The organism is Streptomyces sp. PR69 (assembly GCF_026420845.1).
Classification (GTDB): Bacteria; Actinomycetota; Actinomycetes; order Streptomycetales; family Streptomycetaceae; genus Streptomyces.
The window spans coordinates 1-16,330 of the sequence record NZ_JAOWCB010000059.1; the positions used below are offsets into that span (position 1 = coordinate 1).

The window sequence follows — 16,330 nt, forward strand, 5'->3', positions numbered from 1 at the left end:
CGTCCGCTGGTCCGTCGGCGGCCTCGGCTGCACGTCCCGCAGGGCGGGCGTCTTGGCGTCGGGTGCGTCGCTCAGTTGGCGGAAGTCCCGAGCACGCCGATGCCGGCCGCGGGGAGCACCAGTGTGCTGATGCTGGCTCAGGGACGCCCGGCGCCCTCCTCTCGCGGCGGCGCGTCGGCTGCTTCGCCCAGCCGGTCGACGACGAGCATGGCGACGTCGTCCGCAAGGCGGCCGTCGGTGTGGCGTATCAGCTCCCGGTGCAGCGCTTCGAGGAACTCCGGCGGAGTGCAGCCCGCCGGCGCTGATTCCGCGGCCTCGGGCAGCGGGAAGAACCTGCCCTCGGCGTCGCGGGCCTCGACCACGCCGTCCGTGTGCAGCAGCAGACGGTCACCGGGTTCGAACACATAGCTGTCGGCCTTGGCCGGCGGGCCGGTGATGAAGGCGTCAAGGCCGAGGGGCGGCAACGGGCTGGCGGGTGCCAGTTCCTCGGCCGTGCCGTGGTGCAGCCGCAGCGGGGGCGGGTGGCCGCGGTTGACCACGAGGACCACATGGCTGTCCGGCACTTGGGCCAGCAGCGCGGTGACAAAGCTTTCCGCCTCGCTCTCGACGAGGCCGTCCCCCGGGTCCTCGCGTGCACCATCCGCTTCTGGGCAGTCCGCCACGATGCCTTCCCTCCGCAGTGCCGCCGCGCAGTGGTTCATGACCTCCACCAGTTCGTCCTCGTAGTGCACGGCCTCCCGGAACGCGCCCAGCACCACTGCGGCAGCTCGCACGGCGGGCAGCCCCTTGCCCCGGACGTCCCCGACGATCATCCGGACCCCGTAGCGGGTCGGCACGGCCTCGTACAGGTCGCCGCCGATCTGCGCGCCGGCCTCAGCCGCGAGGTACATGCTGGCCGCACGCACCGAGTCCAGCCGTCCCGGCACGGGCCGCAGGATGACCTCCTGTGCCGCCACGGCGATCCGGCGGACCTGGTTCAGCTCGCTCTGCCGGCGGCCGTGCACGGCGTTGCTCGTGATGACACTCGCAGAGGTCACCACGATCAGGCCCAGAATGTTGCTGGCCGCCTGTCCCTGGCCCCAGGAGCTGTGCAGGGTGGCGCTGATCGCGGTGACGGACAGCGCCCCGGCCGCCGCCGAGAGGATGCCGTTGCGGCCCATCGTCAGCGAGGCGAGTGCCGGCATCGCCGTGAGCAGTGGCCCGGTATACAGAAAGTGCGCGGGTGTGAGCTCGATGATGAGCCCGACCAAGATGATCGCGAAGGGCACGATCTGCGCGAGCCTGATCAGGACCGGGCTGTGTCCGCCCGCTCCCGGTGGGTGAGCGGGGCGGGAGAGCGACCGCATGCGTAAAGCGTGCCTCGCTGACATCGGGGATTCCACCGGCACAGCTCCTGCCCGGCCAGGCAGTCCTGTCGCCGTGCGTCGAGATCCGGGCGGCCGGGGAGGGCCGGGCATCTCACAGATCGCCGCCGAAGCGGCCCGCCGGCACGGCTGCGACGCCGCGCTCGGCCGGCCCGTGACCACGGCGGCCGCCGCTGTCCGCGGCCGAGGACGGTACGCCGTCCCCGCGCTGGCCCATGGTGTGCGCTCCGGTGGCCCGGCCTGCTGCACGCGCATGTCACGCGCGGGGGAATGCGGAATGCACGGGCGGCACGGCATCTGCTGAGGAGTGCCGACTGGGCGACTCCGAGGGCGGGTCGTCCTGCGGGCTGGCCGCCGCGTACGGGCCGTACGCGGCGGACGAGAGGCCCCGGGGCTGGAGTCCCCGCCGGGTCTCCTGTGCGCGGGCCGCGTTCAAGACATTCGCGGGGCGGCCGGCCACGGCACACGGCTGCTCGGTCCCGCCTGCTCCGCCCGCGCGACCCCGCCGCCATGCCGTCTTGCCGTCTTGCCGTCGACCTTCTGGAACGTGTCCTCGTCAGTGGCCCCGCCTCGATGGGGCTGGTCGCACAGGACCCGTCCGCACGCGGCGCAGCCGTCGCTGTTGCGGAGGGGTGGGGCAGGTCACGAGTCCTGGCGGGTGCCCTCGGCTGTGACATTCTGAGAGGTGTGAGCGCCTTCCATGCTCCTGTCTGCCATGACGCGCGGCACGGACTGGAGGTGGGATGACGAGATGTCGAGCGATGACGGCGCCGGGGTCGGCGTCCCCAGGCCCCGGTCGGACCCAGTGGCCGGGCCGGGCGACGCCGGAGCTGCCCGGCCGCGGGCGGCCGAGCGGGCCGTGACCGGGCAGGTTCCGGCCTTCGCCGGGGCGGCGCTGGCGGCTGTCTATCTCGTGGGCGAGGGGGACGAGCTGCGGCTGGCCGAGACCGCCGGCGGCTCCGTCTCCCGGTACGGGCTGCCGCCCGGGTACGCCCTGTCGGGACGCTCTCCCGTCGCCGAGGCCTTCCAGCAGGGCCGGCCGCTGTGGCTGGGCTCCGCGGAGCTCGCCGCCTATCGGGACAGCGGCCCCGAGGCCCCGCCGCCCGGCGTCTCGCTGGGTGTGCTGCCGCTGAAAGCGGTCGGCAGGCCCCTGGGCTGCCTGGTCGTCGTGGACGACGCCGCCGGCGGATTCGGCGACGAGCGGCGCGGCTTCCTGGAGCTGTACGCCGATCAGGTCGCCGCGCGGCTCCAAGCGGGCGGCGGGCCGGGCGGGCGACCCGGTGACCACCCGGAGGGCCGGCTGGGCGGCCGGCCGGAAGAAGCCGCCGTCCCCACGCAGGCGCCCGGGCCGCAGCCGGCCCTGGACCACCTCGGCATCGGCTCGTTCACCCTGACCCTGAGCATCGGCCGGATCGACGCTGACGAGCGGATGCTCGAACTGGTCGACATCGCCCCGGACGCGTTCGACGGCCTGGTGGCGACTCTGCTCGCGCACACCGTCCCGGACGATCTGCCCGCCCTGATGTCCGTCGTCGAGCCCGGTCAGATGGCCTCCGGCAGCCGCGAGCTGGAGTTCCGCATCCGTCGGCCGACCGGTGAGCTGCGCTGGCTGCGGCTGCGCTGCCGGGTGCTGGCCGACGCCGCCGGAAGGCCGGAGCGAGTGCTCGGCGTGGTCGCCGACGCCTCGCACCTGCGGCCCCGGGCCGACGAGGTCTCCCGGGTGCAGTGGCTGTCCGCCACGCTCGCCGACGCGATGACCGTCCGGGACGTCAGCCGGGCTGCGGTCGCCGCGCTGCGCGAGCCGCTGGGCGCCGACCGGATGGCGCTCGCGGAAGTCGAGGCCGATCGGCTGGTGGTCGCCATCCTCGACCCGGCGGACCCCCGGGCCTGGCCGGAGGCCTGGCGGTCCGAATGGCGCGGCGAGTGGCCGGACGCCCCGACCCGTGCCCTGCCCACGCTGGAGACCGCGCTGCGTGAGGGTCGTACGGGCCTGTGGGCCGCGGGCGCCGAGCTTGAACCCGGGCTCGCGGGCGTCGGGCCCGGCGGTCTGGCCGTCCTGCCGCTGCCCGCCCAGGGGCGGGTGGTCGGCGTGTGTGTGGTCGGCTGGGACCGGGAGCACGCGTTCAGCCCTGAGGAGCGGTCCTTGCTGACCGCGACGGCTGGCCTGGTGGGCCAGGCGCTGATGCGCGCGCACGCCTACGACGCCAGGCACGAGCTGGCCACGATGCTGCAGCGCAGCCTGCTGCCGCGCAGGCTGCCGGAGCTCCCCGGCGGGGTGGCCGTGGCCCGCTATCTGCCCGCGATGACGGGGCTCGAAGTGGGCGGAGACTGGTACGACGTCATCCCCCTGGCCGACGGCCGGGTGGCCCTGGTCATCGGGGACGTGCAGGGGCACAGCGCCGGAGCCGCGACGATCATGGGTCAGATGCGCACGGCGATCCGGGCCTACGCGGTGGAGGGCCACCCGCCCGATGTGGTCGTCTCGCACGCCAACCGCCTGCTCGTCGGCATGGAGACCGACCTGTTCGCCACCTGCTGCTATGTCGAACTGGACATGGAGGAGGGCGACGCCTGGATCGTGCGGGCCGGGCATCCGCAGCCGCTGCTGCGCCATCCGGACGGCACCGCCGAGGAGGTGGCGGCCGAGGGCGGGCCGCCGCTGGGGGTGCTCGGCGAGGCCGAGTTCCCCATCACCTCGGTCGGGCTCGCCCCGGGCACGGTCGTCGCCCTGATGACCGACGGGCTGGTCGAGTCCGCGAGCCTCCCGCTGGAGGAGGGCACCCGCCGGGTGTGCGAAGCGCTCGCCGCCGCCGACCCGTCCGACGCCGGCCGGGTGGCCGACGCACTGCTCGGGGATCCCGGCCGGCGCGACGACGACGTGGCGCTGCTGCTTCTGCGCTACGACGGGATGAAGGTCCGGCCGATCCGGGCCGGGTGGACGGTGTGGCGGCTGCCGGACGCCGTCATGCACGCGCGCCGCTTCACCGCGCGCACGCTGCGCTCGTGGAAGGTGACGCAGGATGTCGACGTCGTGCTGCTGGTCGTATCGGAGTTGGTCACCAACGCCCTGCTGCACACCCACGGAGCGGTGCGCTTGGACCTGACCCTTGCCGGGGACCGGCTGCGGGTCGCGGTGGCGGACTCGTCGCCGCGGGCGCCCGCCAAGCCGGTGATCGTGGACTGGGAGGCGACCGGGGGCCGGGGCATCCTCCTCGTCGAGGCGGTGTCGGCGGCCTGGGGCTCGGTGCCGGTCAGCGGAGGCAAGCAGGTGTGGAGCGAGATCGTCGTGCCTCCGGGGGAGCCAGACCCTACGGAAGCCGGAGCCGCGGCGGGTTAGGCGGGCCGGGTGAGGAAGTGGTTCACATGCGGAACCTTCGTGTGAAGAGCCGTCCGGGCAAGGCGGCCGCCTGCGCGGCCGCGCTCACGCTGGCCGCGGGACTGGCTGCCTGCGGGCAGGCGGCGGATTCGGGCGCCGGTCCCGACCGGGGCGACGGGGCGAGGGAGTCCGTGAAGGTCGGCCTGCTCCTGCCCGACTCCATCACCGCCCGCTGGGAGAACTTCGACCGGCCTCTGATCGAGAACCGGATCGAGGAGCTCTGCCCCGGCTGCACCGTGGAGTACGCCAATGCCCAGGGCAATGTGGCCACCCAGCAGCGGCAGATCGAAACCATGATCACCCAGGGGGTGGAGGTGCTGATCCTTGATGCCGTCGACCCGAAGGCGCTGCAGAACTCGGTCCGGAACGCGGCCGCGGCGAATGTGCCGGTCGTCGCCTACGACCGGCTCGCGGAGGGCCCGATAGCGGCGTATGTCTCGTTCGACGGCGCGGAGGTCGGCAGGCTCCAGGGCGAGGGGCTGCTCGCGGCGATGGGCGACACGGCGGACCGCGGGCAGATCGTCATGATGAACGGGGACCCGTCCGACCCCAACTCGGCGTGGTTCGAGGAGGGCGCGCGGTCCGTCCTGGAGGGGAAGGTGAGGATCGGCAAGTCGTACGACACCGTCGGCTGGAGGTCGGACATCGCCCACGTCAACATGGCCGGCGCCATCGCCTCCCTCGGGCCGGGCAACATCGACGGCGTGTACTCGGCCAACGACGCCCTCGCGTTCGGCATCATCTCGGCCCTCAAGGCCAACTCCATCAGCCCGCTGCCCCCCGTCACCGGCCAGGACGCCGAGCTCGCGGCCGTGCAGCGGATTGTCGAGGGCGAGCAGACCATGACCGTCTACAAGCCCTTCAAACCGCAGGCCGAGGCCGCCGCCGCGATAGCCGTGGCGCTGGGCCGCGGCGAGCCCGCCGACGCCATCGCGGAGGACGAGATCGACAACATGACCGCCGAGGACGTCCCGGCCGTCCTGCTCACCCCAACGGCCGTGACCGTCGACAACATCGTGGACACCGTCGTCAAGGATGGTATGTACACGATCGATCAGATCTGCACCCCGAAGTACGCCTCGGCTTGCGAGAGGGCCGGACTCACGACGTAATCGGGCGGGAAGGGGCGGAAGGAGGTGGGTATCCGTGGCAGTCCCTCCCCTCCTGGCGCTGCGCGGCATCTCCAAGCACTTCGGCGCCGTCCAGGCCCTCGCGGACGTCGATCTGACGATCCGCGCCGGTGAGGTGGTCGCCCTGCTGGGTGACAACGGCGCCGGCAAGTCGACCCTCGTCAAGGTGATCGCGGGAGTCGGCCCGGCCGACCGGGGCGTCATCGAGTGGCAGGGCGAGCCCGTGCACGTCAAGCGCCCGCGCGACGCCGCGGATCTGGGCATCGCGACCGTTTACCAGGACCTCGCCCTGTGCGACAACCTCGATGTCGTCGGCAACCTCTTCCTCGGCCGCGAGATCCGGCGGATCGGTGTCCTCGACGAGGTGGCGATGGAGCGCCGCACCCGTGACCTGCTGCGCACCCTGGCCATCCGCATCCCCGACGTGCGTGTCCCCGTGGCCGCTCTCTCCGGCGGCCAGCGGCAGACGGTCGCCATCGCCCGCTCGCTCCTCGGCGAGCCCAAGGTCCTTCTTCTGGACGAGCCGACCGCCTCCCTCGGCGTCCAGCAGACCGCCCAGGTCCTCGACCTGGTGGAGCGGCTGCGCGATCACGGCCTGGGCGTGCTCCTCATCAGCCACAACATGGGCGACGTCAAGGCCGTGGCCGACCTGGCCGCGGTGCTGCGCCTGGGCCGCAACAACGGCTTCTTCGATGTGAACACCACATCCCATGAGCAGATCATCGCCTCCATCACCGGCGCCACGGGGGACGCCGTGACCCGCCGTGCCTCGCCCCGCGGGGAGGAGGAGCGGTGAGCGGGCGCCGCGCCGGCCTCAAGGACTACGCCGAGACTTTCCGGGACCGGATGGGCGGCGGCGAGTTCGGCTCGGTCCCGGTCGTCCTGGGGCTGGTCATGATCTGGGTGATCTTCCAGAGCCTCAACAGCAACTTCCTCTCGCCGCGCAATCTGTCCAATCTGAGCGTGGACATCGTCGGCACCGGGCTGATCGCCGCCGGCATCGTCTTTGTGCTGCTGGTCGGTGAGATCGACCTGTCGGTCGGCTCCGTCAGCGGCTTCGGGGCGGCCTTGTTCGCCGTGCTGAACGTGCAGAACGGCATGGCGGAGTGGCTCGCCGTCATCGTGGCAGTGCTCTGCGGCGCGGCGATCGGACTGGTGCAGGGGTTCTTCTTCGCCAAGGTCGGCGTGCCCGCGTTCGTGGTGACCCTGGCGGGGCTGCTGGGCTGGAACGGCCTGATGCTGTACGTGCTGGGGACCAGCGGCACGGTCAACCTCGACGACGAGGGCCTGGTCGCCACGCTGACCAGCCACTACTTCAGCGACATCGCCGTGGCGTACGGTGTGGCGGCGCTCGGCACGGCCGCGTTCTTCCTCGCGTCGTACCAGGACGGGCGGCACCGCAAGGCCACCGGGCTGCCGTACCGGCCCCTCGGCGAGATCGGGCTGCGCACGGGCGTGGTGGCGGTGATCGCGTTCGCGGCCGCTCATGTGCTCAACCAGTTCCGGGGCCTGCCGCTCGCCCTTCTGATCTTCCTCGTCTTCGTCGCGGGCCTGGACTTCGTGCTGCGCCGCACACCGTATGGACGGCGGGTCTATGCCGTCGGCGGGGGCGCCGAGGCGGCCCGGCGGGCCGGGGTCAACGTCGTGCGAGTACGGGTCTCGGTGTTCATGGTGTCCGCGTCGATGGCGGTGGTCGGCGGCCTGTTCCTGGCCTCGCGCATCACCTCGGCGAGCCAGACCTCGGGCACCGGTCTGCTGCTGTTGAACGCCATCGCCGCGGCGGTCATCGGGGGCACCAGCCTGTTCGGGGGCCACGGCAGGACCTGGTCCGCGCTCCTCGGCATGCTGGTCATCCAGTCGATCGCCTCCGGCATGGCCCTGCTGGGCATTCAGGCCGCTGTCCAGTTCATGATCACTGGCGGGGTGCTGCTCGCCGCCGTGGTCATCGACTCCCTGTCGCGGCGGACCCAGGAGGCGCACGGCAGGGCCTGAGCGGGTCGCGTCGGCGTGGGCCGCGCGGGTGCGTCAGCGCCGTCGGCCAGGCCACCGCACGCGCCGCCGCCCGCGCCGCTGCACGCTCGGCCGCGCGCTCGGCCGTACGCGCCGCCGTTCGGACAGCAATGACAGGGCGGCGAACACCGGCGCGGCGACCCCGATGAGACTCGCCGAACCGGTGACCGCGCTTATGACGAACCTCCCGCTCAGGCCCGCCACCCCGTAGTAGTAGCCCACCACCACCGCCATGAGCAGCACATACCCGCCGACGGCGGCGCCGGCCGCCTGGCGGATCACCCCGGCCCGGCCGCGCCGCGCGACAGCAGCGCGTGCGAGCTGCGCGGCCAGTCGGCCGTCGCGCCGCCGGGCCCCGCCTTCGGGCCGTGGAGCGGGCGGCGCCGGGCTGCGGCGCAGAATGCGCAGGCCGAGTGCCAGCACCCCCATGACCAGCAGATAGCCGGTCAGCATGACGGTGACGTTCAGTGTGGTGGGGAGCACCGCACGGGCCCTGCCGTCAGCGGAGTGTCACTGCGGGTCCCGGAGCAGGAAGTGCCAGCCGCGGACGAAGGTGTGCCAGCCGAACCACAGCCAGAGCGCGAACAGGGCCCAGCGCCCCGCCGGATAGCGCATGACCGCCCCCAGAGCGTCGCTGAGCGTGGGGAAGCCGTCGCCGATCCGGACGAGGGCGAGCCCCTCCCAGGCGAACAGGGCCCCGAACAGAATCGCCCAGACCAGGTACCCGATCACCGGATGTTCCGCCACCACGACCTCCCGCACTCGTCGTCCGCCGCCCCGCCGTGCTCGGGGCGGCCGATTTGATCGTCCGTCACGATGGATGCGTGGCGCGGCATGCGGCGTCCGATCCGGCCGCGTGTCGCCCCCCGCGTCCGGTCGGCGGCCTGCGAGGTCGCCCAGCCGGGCGTCCAGGGTCCGCCGCGGCTACTGCATCGCGGCGTTCAGGCCGTCGTACGTGTCACTCCGGATCGTTCCGGATGCCTTGCCCGGCGCTCCCGCCCGTACGTTGTCGACGGCGTCCGCCAGATCGACCAGTCCGGAGCCCGGGGGAGCAGCCGATGTCGACGACCACCATGGGCAAGCCGACTGCCGCCTTGCTCAGGCGGCAGGAGCGCAAGGTGCTGTACGCGGTCGGCTGCGGGCTGCGCGACGATGAGATCGCCGGCGTTCTGGCTATGTCCGAGGATGCCGTGGCCGGACACGTCGCGCGGATTCTTGTGAAACTCGGGCTGCGCAACCGGGCCGCCGCCATCGTCCACGCCTTCGACTGCGGTCTGGTCGTCCCCGGCTGCGGCCCCCGTACGCGGGCGGTGAGCCCGGCGCCGCCGGCCGCAGGCGGCCGGGCGGCCGGATCGGCGGTGCGGATCTCCGTGCTCGGTCCGCTGCAGGCGTGGCAGGACGGGCGGCCCCTGGATCTGGGGCATCTCCGCCGGCAGGCCGTGCTGGCGGCGCTGGCGCTGAGTGGGGGGCGGACGGTCAGCCGGCAGGAACTGCTCGATGGGGTGTGGGGGACGGAGGCGCCGGCCACGAATGTGGTGCCGGTGTACATCTACCGATTGCGCAAGATCCTGCGCGTCGGGGAGAGTCCGGACTCGGTGATCGAGCACGACCGGTGTGGCTATCGGCTGGTCTCCGGCGCGGTCGAAGTGGACGTGGCACGTGTGGAGAAGCTCGTCGCCGACGCCGGGACGGCCGATCGAGCGGGTGAACCGGCCGAGGCGGTCCGCCTGTGTTCTCAGGCGCTGGGGCTGTTTCGCGGGGAGCTTCTGGCAGGCCTGCCCGGGCCGCTCGCCGAGCTGGAGCGGCTGCGGCTCACCGAGCGCAGGGTCGCCATCGCGCAGCAGAAGTCGGAGTGTCTGCTGCGGCTGGGCCGGCACACCGAAGCGATCTCCGAGCTGTTTGCCTTGCACACGGCGCACCCGCTGAACGAGCCGGTGGCCGCGATGCTGATGCGGGCGCTGTATCAGAGCGGCCGTCAGGCCGACGCGCTGGCCGTGTTCGACCGCGCCCGCCGCCGTCTGGCCGACGACCTGGGGGTTTCTCCGAGTCGGCTGCTGCAGCGTACGCATCGGACGATTCGGTGCGGGGACGACGCCGGCTGTGCGCGGTGAGGAATGCGGACAGATCGCCCGATGTGTCAATGGCCGGTTGTTCCGCGGCCATTGACACATCGGGAAGGACGTTGTGGTTCCGTACCCCGGACGACGCGCTTTCCGTGGTTACCAGGAGGCGGGATGCCAGGCGCCGTTGTACCACTGCTCGTTGGCGCTGTCGTTGTGGTGATCCATGTTGAAGTCGTGGGGGTAGTTGTTGACGTGGTTGCCCGGGTAGGTCCAGATTCCGGCGGACTCGTCGCAGACGTAGTCCCAGTGGCAGATCGTCTTGACGGGCACATTGCCGAAGTTCCGGTCGGCGCCGGCGAGCGGGGCGCCGACGACGCCGCCGAACGGCACGGCTCCGCCGTCGGCGCCGGGGTTGCCCTGGCGCTTGGGGTCCGCGATGAGAATGGCGTTGACGTTGCCGAACGTGCGCCAGTTCTCGGAGACCCAGATGTGCACCACCGCGGCGCCGAGGGAGTACCCGCCCATCTTGACGTGCTGGTTGGGGCACGCGGCGCGTTGGTCGCGGACCAGGCGGTTCAGCTCATTGACGCCTGCCCGGGCGCTCGCGCCGTTGGGGATCTGGGTGGGGTACCCGACGTGCTGCTGAATGTTGCCGGTGAAGCCGTCGTCGTACCACTTGCTGCCCGTGCCTCCGACGACGATCGTGTAGGTGCCTTCGCATGGAGCTGTTGCCGCCGCCTGTGCCGCGGTCCCCTGTGCCACCGAGATTCCGGCTGTCAGCAGAAGACTGGCTAACGCGGCCACGATCCTGCTTGTTCGCATTCTGTCCTCCCCAAGATAGTTGGCCCAGGCGTCTGCCTCCGACGCGGTACGCGGTCGGTCGGCCAAGGTCACCGGGAGACGCTAGCGGCGGGCGATGACATCCCGATGAAACCCGGCCCGGGCCGGCCGGGTAAAGAGGATCAGCCGTCTACGGGGAGGCCGCGCGGGGCTTTGACGCGCTTCATGATGATCTGGGAGTTGACCTCGGTGACGCCCGTGAGGGCGGTCAGCTTCTCGATCCAGAGGCGCTCGTATGCGCGGAGGTCCGCCACCGCGATCCGCAGCAGGCAGCCGGGGCTGCCGAACAGGCGGTATGCCTCGATCACATCCGGGATGTCCTGGAGCGCCGCCTCGAACGCCTCCACCGTCTCACGGTCGCGACTCACCTCGATCGAGACCAGGACCTCGAAGCCCCGGTCCACCGCCTCCGGGTCGATCACCGCGCGATAGCCCTGGATCACCCCGTCCTGCTCCAGCTGGCGGACCCGGCGCATGCACGGGGAGGGCGTCAGGCCCACCCGCTGAGCCAGCTCCTGGTTGCTCAGCCGTCCGTCGTTCTGCAGCTCACGCAAGATTGCTCTGTCGATTGCATCCATGGCGCAATTATTCGCCATTGAGTGCGCGATCACGGGGTTGAAGTGGCAATCCTATTGCGGTGATATTTCTCTATCCTTGCGTGCCGTTGTTCTGTAGTTCGTGCGCCGCTTGGCGTGCGTGGGAAGAGGTGGGCACGTGGGACGGATCGTCGTCATCAGCACCGGCGGCACGATAGCCAGCCGCCGGCGGGGATCCGGCTTCGCCGCCGAAGCCGGCGGGCGGGAGGTCATGGCGACCGCCGCCGTGCCCGAGGGGGTCGCCGTCGAGGTCGTCGACCTGTTCAGCGTGAACAGCCCGCGCCTCACCACGGCCCATCAGCTGACGCTGCTGCGCGCCGTCCACAGGGCGCTCGGCGATCCCGGGGTGGACGGCGTGGTCGTGACGCATGGCACCGACACCTTGGAGGAGTCCGCGTTCCTCGTGGACCTCCACCACGACGACCCGCGCCCGGTCGTGTTCACCGGCGCGCAGCTGCCGCTCGACGCCGAGGACGGCGACGGGCCCCGCAATCTCCATGACGCCCTGCTCACCGCGGCTCGTGCCCGCGGCCTCGGCGTGCTCGTCGCCTTCGACGGCACGCTGCACGCCGCCCGGGGCGCCGTCAAGACGCAGACCCTCGGCGCCGACGCCTTCGCCGACCCGTCCGGGCCGCCGATCGGCGCCATCGGGTTCGGGAAGATCTCCGTCCTGCGGCGCCCACAGCGGCCCGAGCCGCTGCCCCTGCCCGCCGCGCTCGACGAGCAGAGCCGCCCGCCCCGCGTCGACATGGTGATGCACCACGCCGACGGCGACCCCCTGCTGCTGAACGCAGCCGTCGACGCCGGGGCGCAGGGCATCGTGCTGGTCGCGACCGGCGCCGGCAACGCCACCCCCGAGACCGTCGACGCCGTCGCCGCCGCCCGCGCCCGAGGCGTGCTGGTCGCGCTGACCACGCGGGTCCACTCCGGGCCCGTCACGGAGATCTACACGCACGGCGGCGGCGTCGACCTCGTCGCCGCCGGGGCCGTGCCCACCGGGACGCTCCGCGCCGGCCAGGCCCGGATCGCCGTCCTCTCCGCCCTTCTCGCCACCCCGGAGCCGTGCGAAAGGGAGCGGGTCCTGCGGCACGCCCTGGGGCTCCCCGCCGCCGGGAACGCCGAGAACGCTTCCCCCCTCTCCTCAGCCTCCCCCGTCTCCGAAGCCGCCGTGCTTGCCCGGGCTGACGCCGGCTTCCGCAGCGAGCACGACCTGCTCGGCGACCGCGACGTCCCCGCGGACGCCTACTACGGCATCCACACCCTGCGCGCCGCCGAGAACTTCCCCATCACCGGCATCCCCGTCTCCGCGTACCCCGAGCTGGTCACCGCCCTCGCCTGCGTCAAGCAGGCCGCCGCCCTCGCCAACCGGGACCTCGGGCTGCTCGACGGCCGCAAGGCCGGGGCCATCACGGCCGCCTGCGAGGAGATCCGCGGCGGAAAACTGCACGACGCCTTCGTCGTGGACGTCATCCAAGGCGGCGCCGGCACCTCCACCAACATGAACGCCAACGAGGTGGTGGCCAACCGCGCCCTGGAACTCCTCGGCTGCGACAAGGGCGACTACGGGCGTCTGCACCCGCTCGAAGACGTCAATCTCGGCCAGAGCACCAACGACGTCTACCCGACCGCCGTCAAAATAGCTCTGGACCTCACCGCTCAGCGGCTGCTGCAGGCCATGGACGTGCTGCAGGACGCCTTCGCCGCGAAAGCCGAAGAGTTCGCCGGCGTACTGAAGATGGGCCGCACCCAGCTCCAGGACGCCGTCCCCATGACCCTCGGCCAGGAGTTCGCCTCCTACGCGATCATGCTGAAGGAGGACCGTACGAGGCTTGCCGAGGCCTGTGCCCTGATCCGCGAGATCAACCTCGGCGGCACCGCCATCGGCACCGGCCTCAACGCCCACCCCGGCTACGCGGCTCTCGCCTGCCGGCATCTGCGGGACATCACGGGGCTGCCGCTGACCGTCGCGGACGACCTTGTCGAAGCCACCCAGGACACGGGGGCGTTCGTCCAGCTCTCCGGCGTGCTGAAGCGGATCGCCGTCAAACTCTCCAAAACCTGCAACGATCTGCGCCTGCTGTCCTGCGGACCGCGCGCCGGGCTCGGAGAGATCAACCTGCCGCCCGTGCAGGCCGGTTCGAGCATCATGCCCGGCAAGGTCAACCCGGTCATACCCGAAGTCGTCAACCAGATCGCCTTCGAGACCATCGGCAACGACACGGCCGTCACCATGGCCGCCGAGGCAGGTCAGCTCCAGCTCAACGCCTTTGAACCGGTCATCGCCCACAGCCTCCTCAAGAGCCTCACCCATCTGCGGGCCGGCTGCCTCACGCTCGCGCAGCGCTGCGTGAAGGGCATCACCGCCAACCGCGACCACCTCGCCCGGCTGGTCGACGGCTCCACCGGGCTCGCCACCGCCCTCAACCCGCACATCGGCTACGAGCAAGCCACCGCCGTCGCCCGGGAAGCCCTCGACACCGGCCGGGGAGTGCGCGAACTCGTCCTGGAGAAGGGGCTGCTGACGCAGGACGAACTGCTCCGCGTCCTCCACCCCGACAACCTCACCCGACCGCACACCCGCCCCTGAACCGCTCCCCGCACAAGCCCGCCGGGGCCGCTGGGGGCGGAGCCTGCCGACGACGCCCATACGGATGAGCGGCCGCGGCCGACGCGCCACTCGCGGCGCGCCTAGCAGATCACCGGGCCGTTGTCACTGACCGCCACCGGCGGATCCGGCCCACGAGAGAACGCAACATCAGTTTTTCGCCCATTTGATCGACACGGGGCCGCGGGCCGGGCGGGTGGCGTCCGGGCGGGCCCCGCGACCTGCGCGGTTCAGCCCTGCGACACCGGCAGGTCGCCCAGACGCCCGCTGCGACGCCGAGTCATGAAGCAGAGAATGTCCGGAACCTTCTCTCACTCTTTGACCCGAAACATCTTCATCGTCAAATGTCGGCGCGTGTACTCGTCTCAACGGGCCGCGAAGGCGGGGCCCCTACGTCACCGCGACTTCCGGATGCTGCTCTCCGGGGCCGCCGCGAGCCAGGTCGGGGCGCAGGTGACGCTGGTCGCCCTGCCGCTCGTGGCCGTTCTCCAGCTCAAGGCGTCCGCCTTTGAGGTCGGGTTGCTGACCGCGGCGGAGACCGCCGCGTTTCTGCTGATCGGACTGCCCGCCGGGGCGTGGGTGGACCGGATGCGGCGGTTGCCGCTGATGATCCGCGCCGATCTGGTGCGGGCCGCGGCCATCGGCAGCGTGCCGCTCGCCGCGGCAGCCGGGGTGCTGACGATGGCACAGCTGTATGCGGTGGCGCTGGTCACCGGGGTGGCGACGGTGTTCTTCGACGTCGCCCACCAGAGCTTCCTGCCGCGCATCCTGGGCCGGGACCAGCTGGTGGCGGGCAACGGGGCGCTGGAGACGGTGCGTTCCTCCGCGCATGTGGCGGGCCCGGGGCTGGGCGGCGGGCTGGTGCAGCTGCTCGGGGCGCCGCTCGCGGTGGTGGCGGACGCGCTGAGCTATCTGGTGTCGGCGTGGTTCCTGAGACGGATCCGGGTGGCCGAGCCGCGGCCCGAGGCCGCCGCGGGGGCCTCGCTGCGCGCCCAGGTCGGCGAGGGGCTGGCGTTTGTGCTGCGCCATCCGATCCTGCGGATGATCGCACTGTCCACCGGCGTGGCGAACTTCTTCACGGCGATGGTCCTGGCCGTCCAGACGGTCTTTCTGATCCGGGTGCTCGGCCTGCCGCCCGGTGTGCTCGGGCTGATGCTCTCCGCCGAGGCCGTGGGCGGTCTGGCCGGGGCCGTGTGCGCGGGCGCGCTCGCCCGCCGGGTGGGGCAGGCCCGGGTGATCTGGCTCTCCACTCTCGTCACCGGGCCGTTCGCGGTGCTGTGGCCGCTGTCGGGTCCGGGCCTTGCGGCGATCTGGTTCGCGCTCGCGTCCGCGGCGGTGTTCTTCGGCGGCGTGGTCTACAACGTCGCCCAGGTCAGCTTCCGTCAGATGCTCTGCCCCGACGAGCTGCTGGGGCGGATGAACGCCACGCTGCGCTTCATGGTGTGGGGCACCATGCCGCTGGGCGCGCTGGCGGGCGGGGCGGTCGCCCAGGCCGCGGGGCCCCGTGCCGCGCTGTGGGCGTGCGCGGCCGGCTATCTGCTGGTGCCGCTGCCGCTGCTGCTCTCCCCGCTGCGCCGGATGCGCGATCTGCCGCCGGCACCGCACTCCTCCGACACGGTTCACACGCACTCCTGAAGCACCGCACGGGACACGAAAGGCCACTGTGCAGCCCAGCAACATCACCTCGCTCTATCTGACCCGCTATCAACACGTCGACAAAGAGGCGTTCTTGCCGGTCACCGGGGCCCAGCGGCGCTTTCTGCTCGCGCGCCGCATGGAGCCGTCCGGACGCCCGGACGTCGTGCCGGTGTTCTTCGCGTTCCCTTCCGGGACGCTCGACCTGGCGCGGCTGGGGGCGGCCGCGGACTGGCTGGCCGCCGCCCACCCCGCGCTGCGGGCCCGTCCCGAGACGCTGCGCGGCATACCCGTGCAGCGCATGGGCGAGCCGGTCGCCGAGGTGCGGCGTGCGGCGCGGCAGCCGGGCGAGAGCGCGGCCGGCGCGCTGCTGCGCATTCTGACCGCCTGGTCCGCCGATGGACCGCCGCTGCGGCTGTACGCGGCCGACGACGGGCCCGAGGAGATCCTGGCCGTCGCCATGGACCATGCCGTATGCGACGAGCAGTCCCTCGGCGCGGTCCTGGCCGGCCTGTCCGCCGCCTACCGCGACCGTCTCGGACCGGACGACGTCGAGCCGCGGGCCGCCGCCGAGGCGGTCCAGGGCTACCGCGAGGCCGTGCATCTGCAGCTCGACGCCGAAGCCCGGGCCTCGTCCGAGGAAGCTCTCGCCTACTGGGCGAAGCGCCTGGCCCCGATCCGGCCCGCTGCCTCCGCCCGGCGTCCGGACGG

13 protein-coding genes and 2 pseudogenes are annotated in these 16,330 nt (G+C 72.1%); 9 read left to right on the plus strand and 6 right to left on the minus strand.

Annotated elements, in window-relative coordinates; translation table 11 throughout:
• Positions 1-137 precede the first annotated feature (137 nt).
• Positions 138-1,346, minus strand: coding sequence for a PP2C family protein-serine/threonine phosphatase (locus OF819_RS28410; protein ID WP_267246524.1), 1,209 nt, complete (start codon positions 1,344-1,346; stop codon positions 138-140).
• 112 nt (positions 1,347-1,458) lie between these two features.
• Positions 1,459-1,581, minus strand: a complete 123-nt coding sequence (locus OF819_RS28415; protein ID WP_267246525.1) for a hypothetical protein — start codon at positions 1,579-1,581, stop codon at positions 1,459-1,461.
• 534 nt (positions 1,582-2,115) lie between these two features.
• Here OF819_RS28415 and OF819_RS28420 point away from each other — a divergent pair.
• Genes OF819_RS28420 through OF819_RS28435 form a run of 4 tightly spaced genes read left to right on the plus strand, consistent with a single transcriptional unit; the run spans position 2,116 to position 7,862 of the window.
• Complete coding sequence (locus tag OF819_RS28420; RefSeq protein ID WP_267246526.1) at positions 2,116-4,701, plus strand: SpoIIE family protein phosphatase; 2,586 nt, start codon at positions 2,116-2,118, stop codon at positions 4,699-4,701.
• A gap of 26 nt (positions 4,702-4,727) precedes the next feature.
• Positions 4,728-5,852: a sugar ABC transporter substrate-binding protein gene (locus OF819_RS28425; protein WP_267246527.1), complete on the plus strand. Its 1,125-nt coding sequence runs from the start codon at positions 4,728-4,730 to the stop codon at positions 5,850-5,852.
• A 34-nt stretch (positions 5,853-5,886) separates the two neighbouring features.
• Positions 5,887-6,666 (plus strand): ATP-binding cassette domain-containing protein, encoded by a 780-nt coding sequence (locus tag OF819_RS28430; protein WP_267246528.1) that lies wholly within the window; start codon positions 5,887-5,889, stop codon positions 6,664-6,666.
• Positions 6,663-7,862 (plus strand): sugar ABC transporter permease, encoded by a 1,200-nt coding sequence (locus OF819_RS28435; RefSeq protein WP_416370645.1) that lies wholly within the window; start codon positions 6,663-6,665, stop codon positions 7,860-7,862. Before OF819_RS28430 ends, OF819_RS28435 begins: the two co-directional genes overlap by 4 nt.
• 33 nt (positions 7,863-7,895) lie before the next feature.
• On the opposite strand, the gene OF819_RS28440 is transcribed toward OF819_RS28435, so the two are convergent.
• Positions 7,896-8,363, minus strand: a complete 468-nt coding sequence (locus OF819_RS28440) for a DUF6256 family protein (RefSeq protein ID WP_267246529.1) — start codon at positions 8,361-8,363, stop codon at positions 7,896-7,898.
• Between the two features lie 27 nt (positions 8,364-8,390).
• Positions 8,391-8,627 carry a DUF6186 family protein gene (locus OF819_RS28445; RefSeq protein WP_267246530.1) on the minus strand — a complete coding sequence of 79 codons (237 nt, stop codon included), beginning with the start codon at positions 8,625-8,627 and terminating at the stop codon, positions 8,391-8,393.
• Positions 8,628-8,938: 311 nt separating this feature from the next.
• On the opposite strand from OF819_RS28445, the gene OF819_RS28450 reads away from it, so the two are divergent.
• A complete protein-coding gene (locus OF819_RS28450; RefSeq protein WP_267246531.1) occupies positions 8,939-9,991 on the plus strand; it encodes a BTAD domain-containing putative transcriptional regulator in 1,053 nt (350 codons plus the stop codon).
• 108 nt (positions 9,992-10,099) lie between these two features.
• Here the strand turns inward: OF819_RS28450 and OF819_RS28455 are convergent, their stop codons facing one another.
• The gene (locus OF819_RS28455) at positions 10,100-10,765 is read right to left on the minus strand and encodes a cutinase family protein (protein WP_267246532.1); all 666 of its coding nucleotides are present in this window, start codon (positions 10,763-10,765) and stop codon (positions 10,100-10,102) included.
• 140 nt (positions 10,766-10,905) lie between these two features.
• On the minus strand, positions 10,906-11,361 hold the full coding sequence (locus OF819_RS28460; protein ID WP_267246533.1) for an Lrp/AsnC family transcriptional regulator: 456 nt from the start codon (positions 11,359-11,361) through the stop codon (positions 10,906-10,908).
• 136 nt (positions 11,362-11,497) lie between these two features.
• On the opposite strand from OF819_RS28460, the pseudogene OF819_RS28465 reads away from it, so the two are divergent.
• The 4 genes and pseudogenes from OF819_RS28465 to OF819_RS28480 all read left to right on the plus strand — a co-directional run.
• Positions 11,498-12,490, plus strand: a pseudogene (locus OF819_RS28465) (asparaginase); the annotation flags it as partial.
• A 57-nt stretch (positions 12,491-12,547) separates the two neighbouring features.
• Complete coding sequence (gene aspA, locus OF819_RS28470) at positions 12,548-13,966, plus strand: aspartate ammonia-lyase (RefSeq protein WP_267246536.1); 1,419 nt, start codon at positions 12,548-12,550, stop codon at positions 13,964-13,966.
• 372 nt (positions 13,967-14,338) lie between these two features.
• On the plus strand, positions 14,339-15,619 hold the full coding sequence (locus tag OF819_RS28475; RefSeq protein WP_267246534.1) for an MFS transporter: 1,281 nt from the start codon (positions 14,339-14,341) through the stop codon (positions 15,617-15,619).
• Between the two features lie 28 nt (positions 15,620-15,647).
• Positions 15,648-16,330: pseudogene (locus tag OF819_RS28480) on the plus strand (non-ribosomal peptide synthetase); the annotation flags it as partial.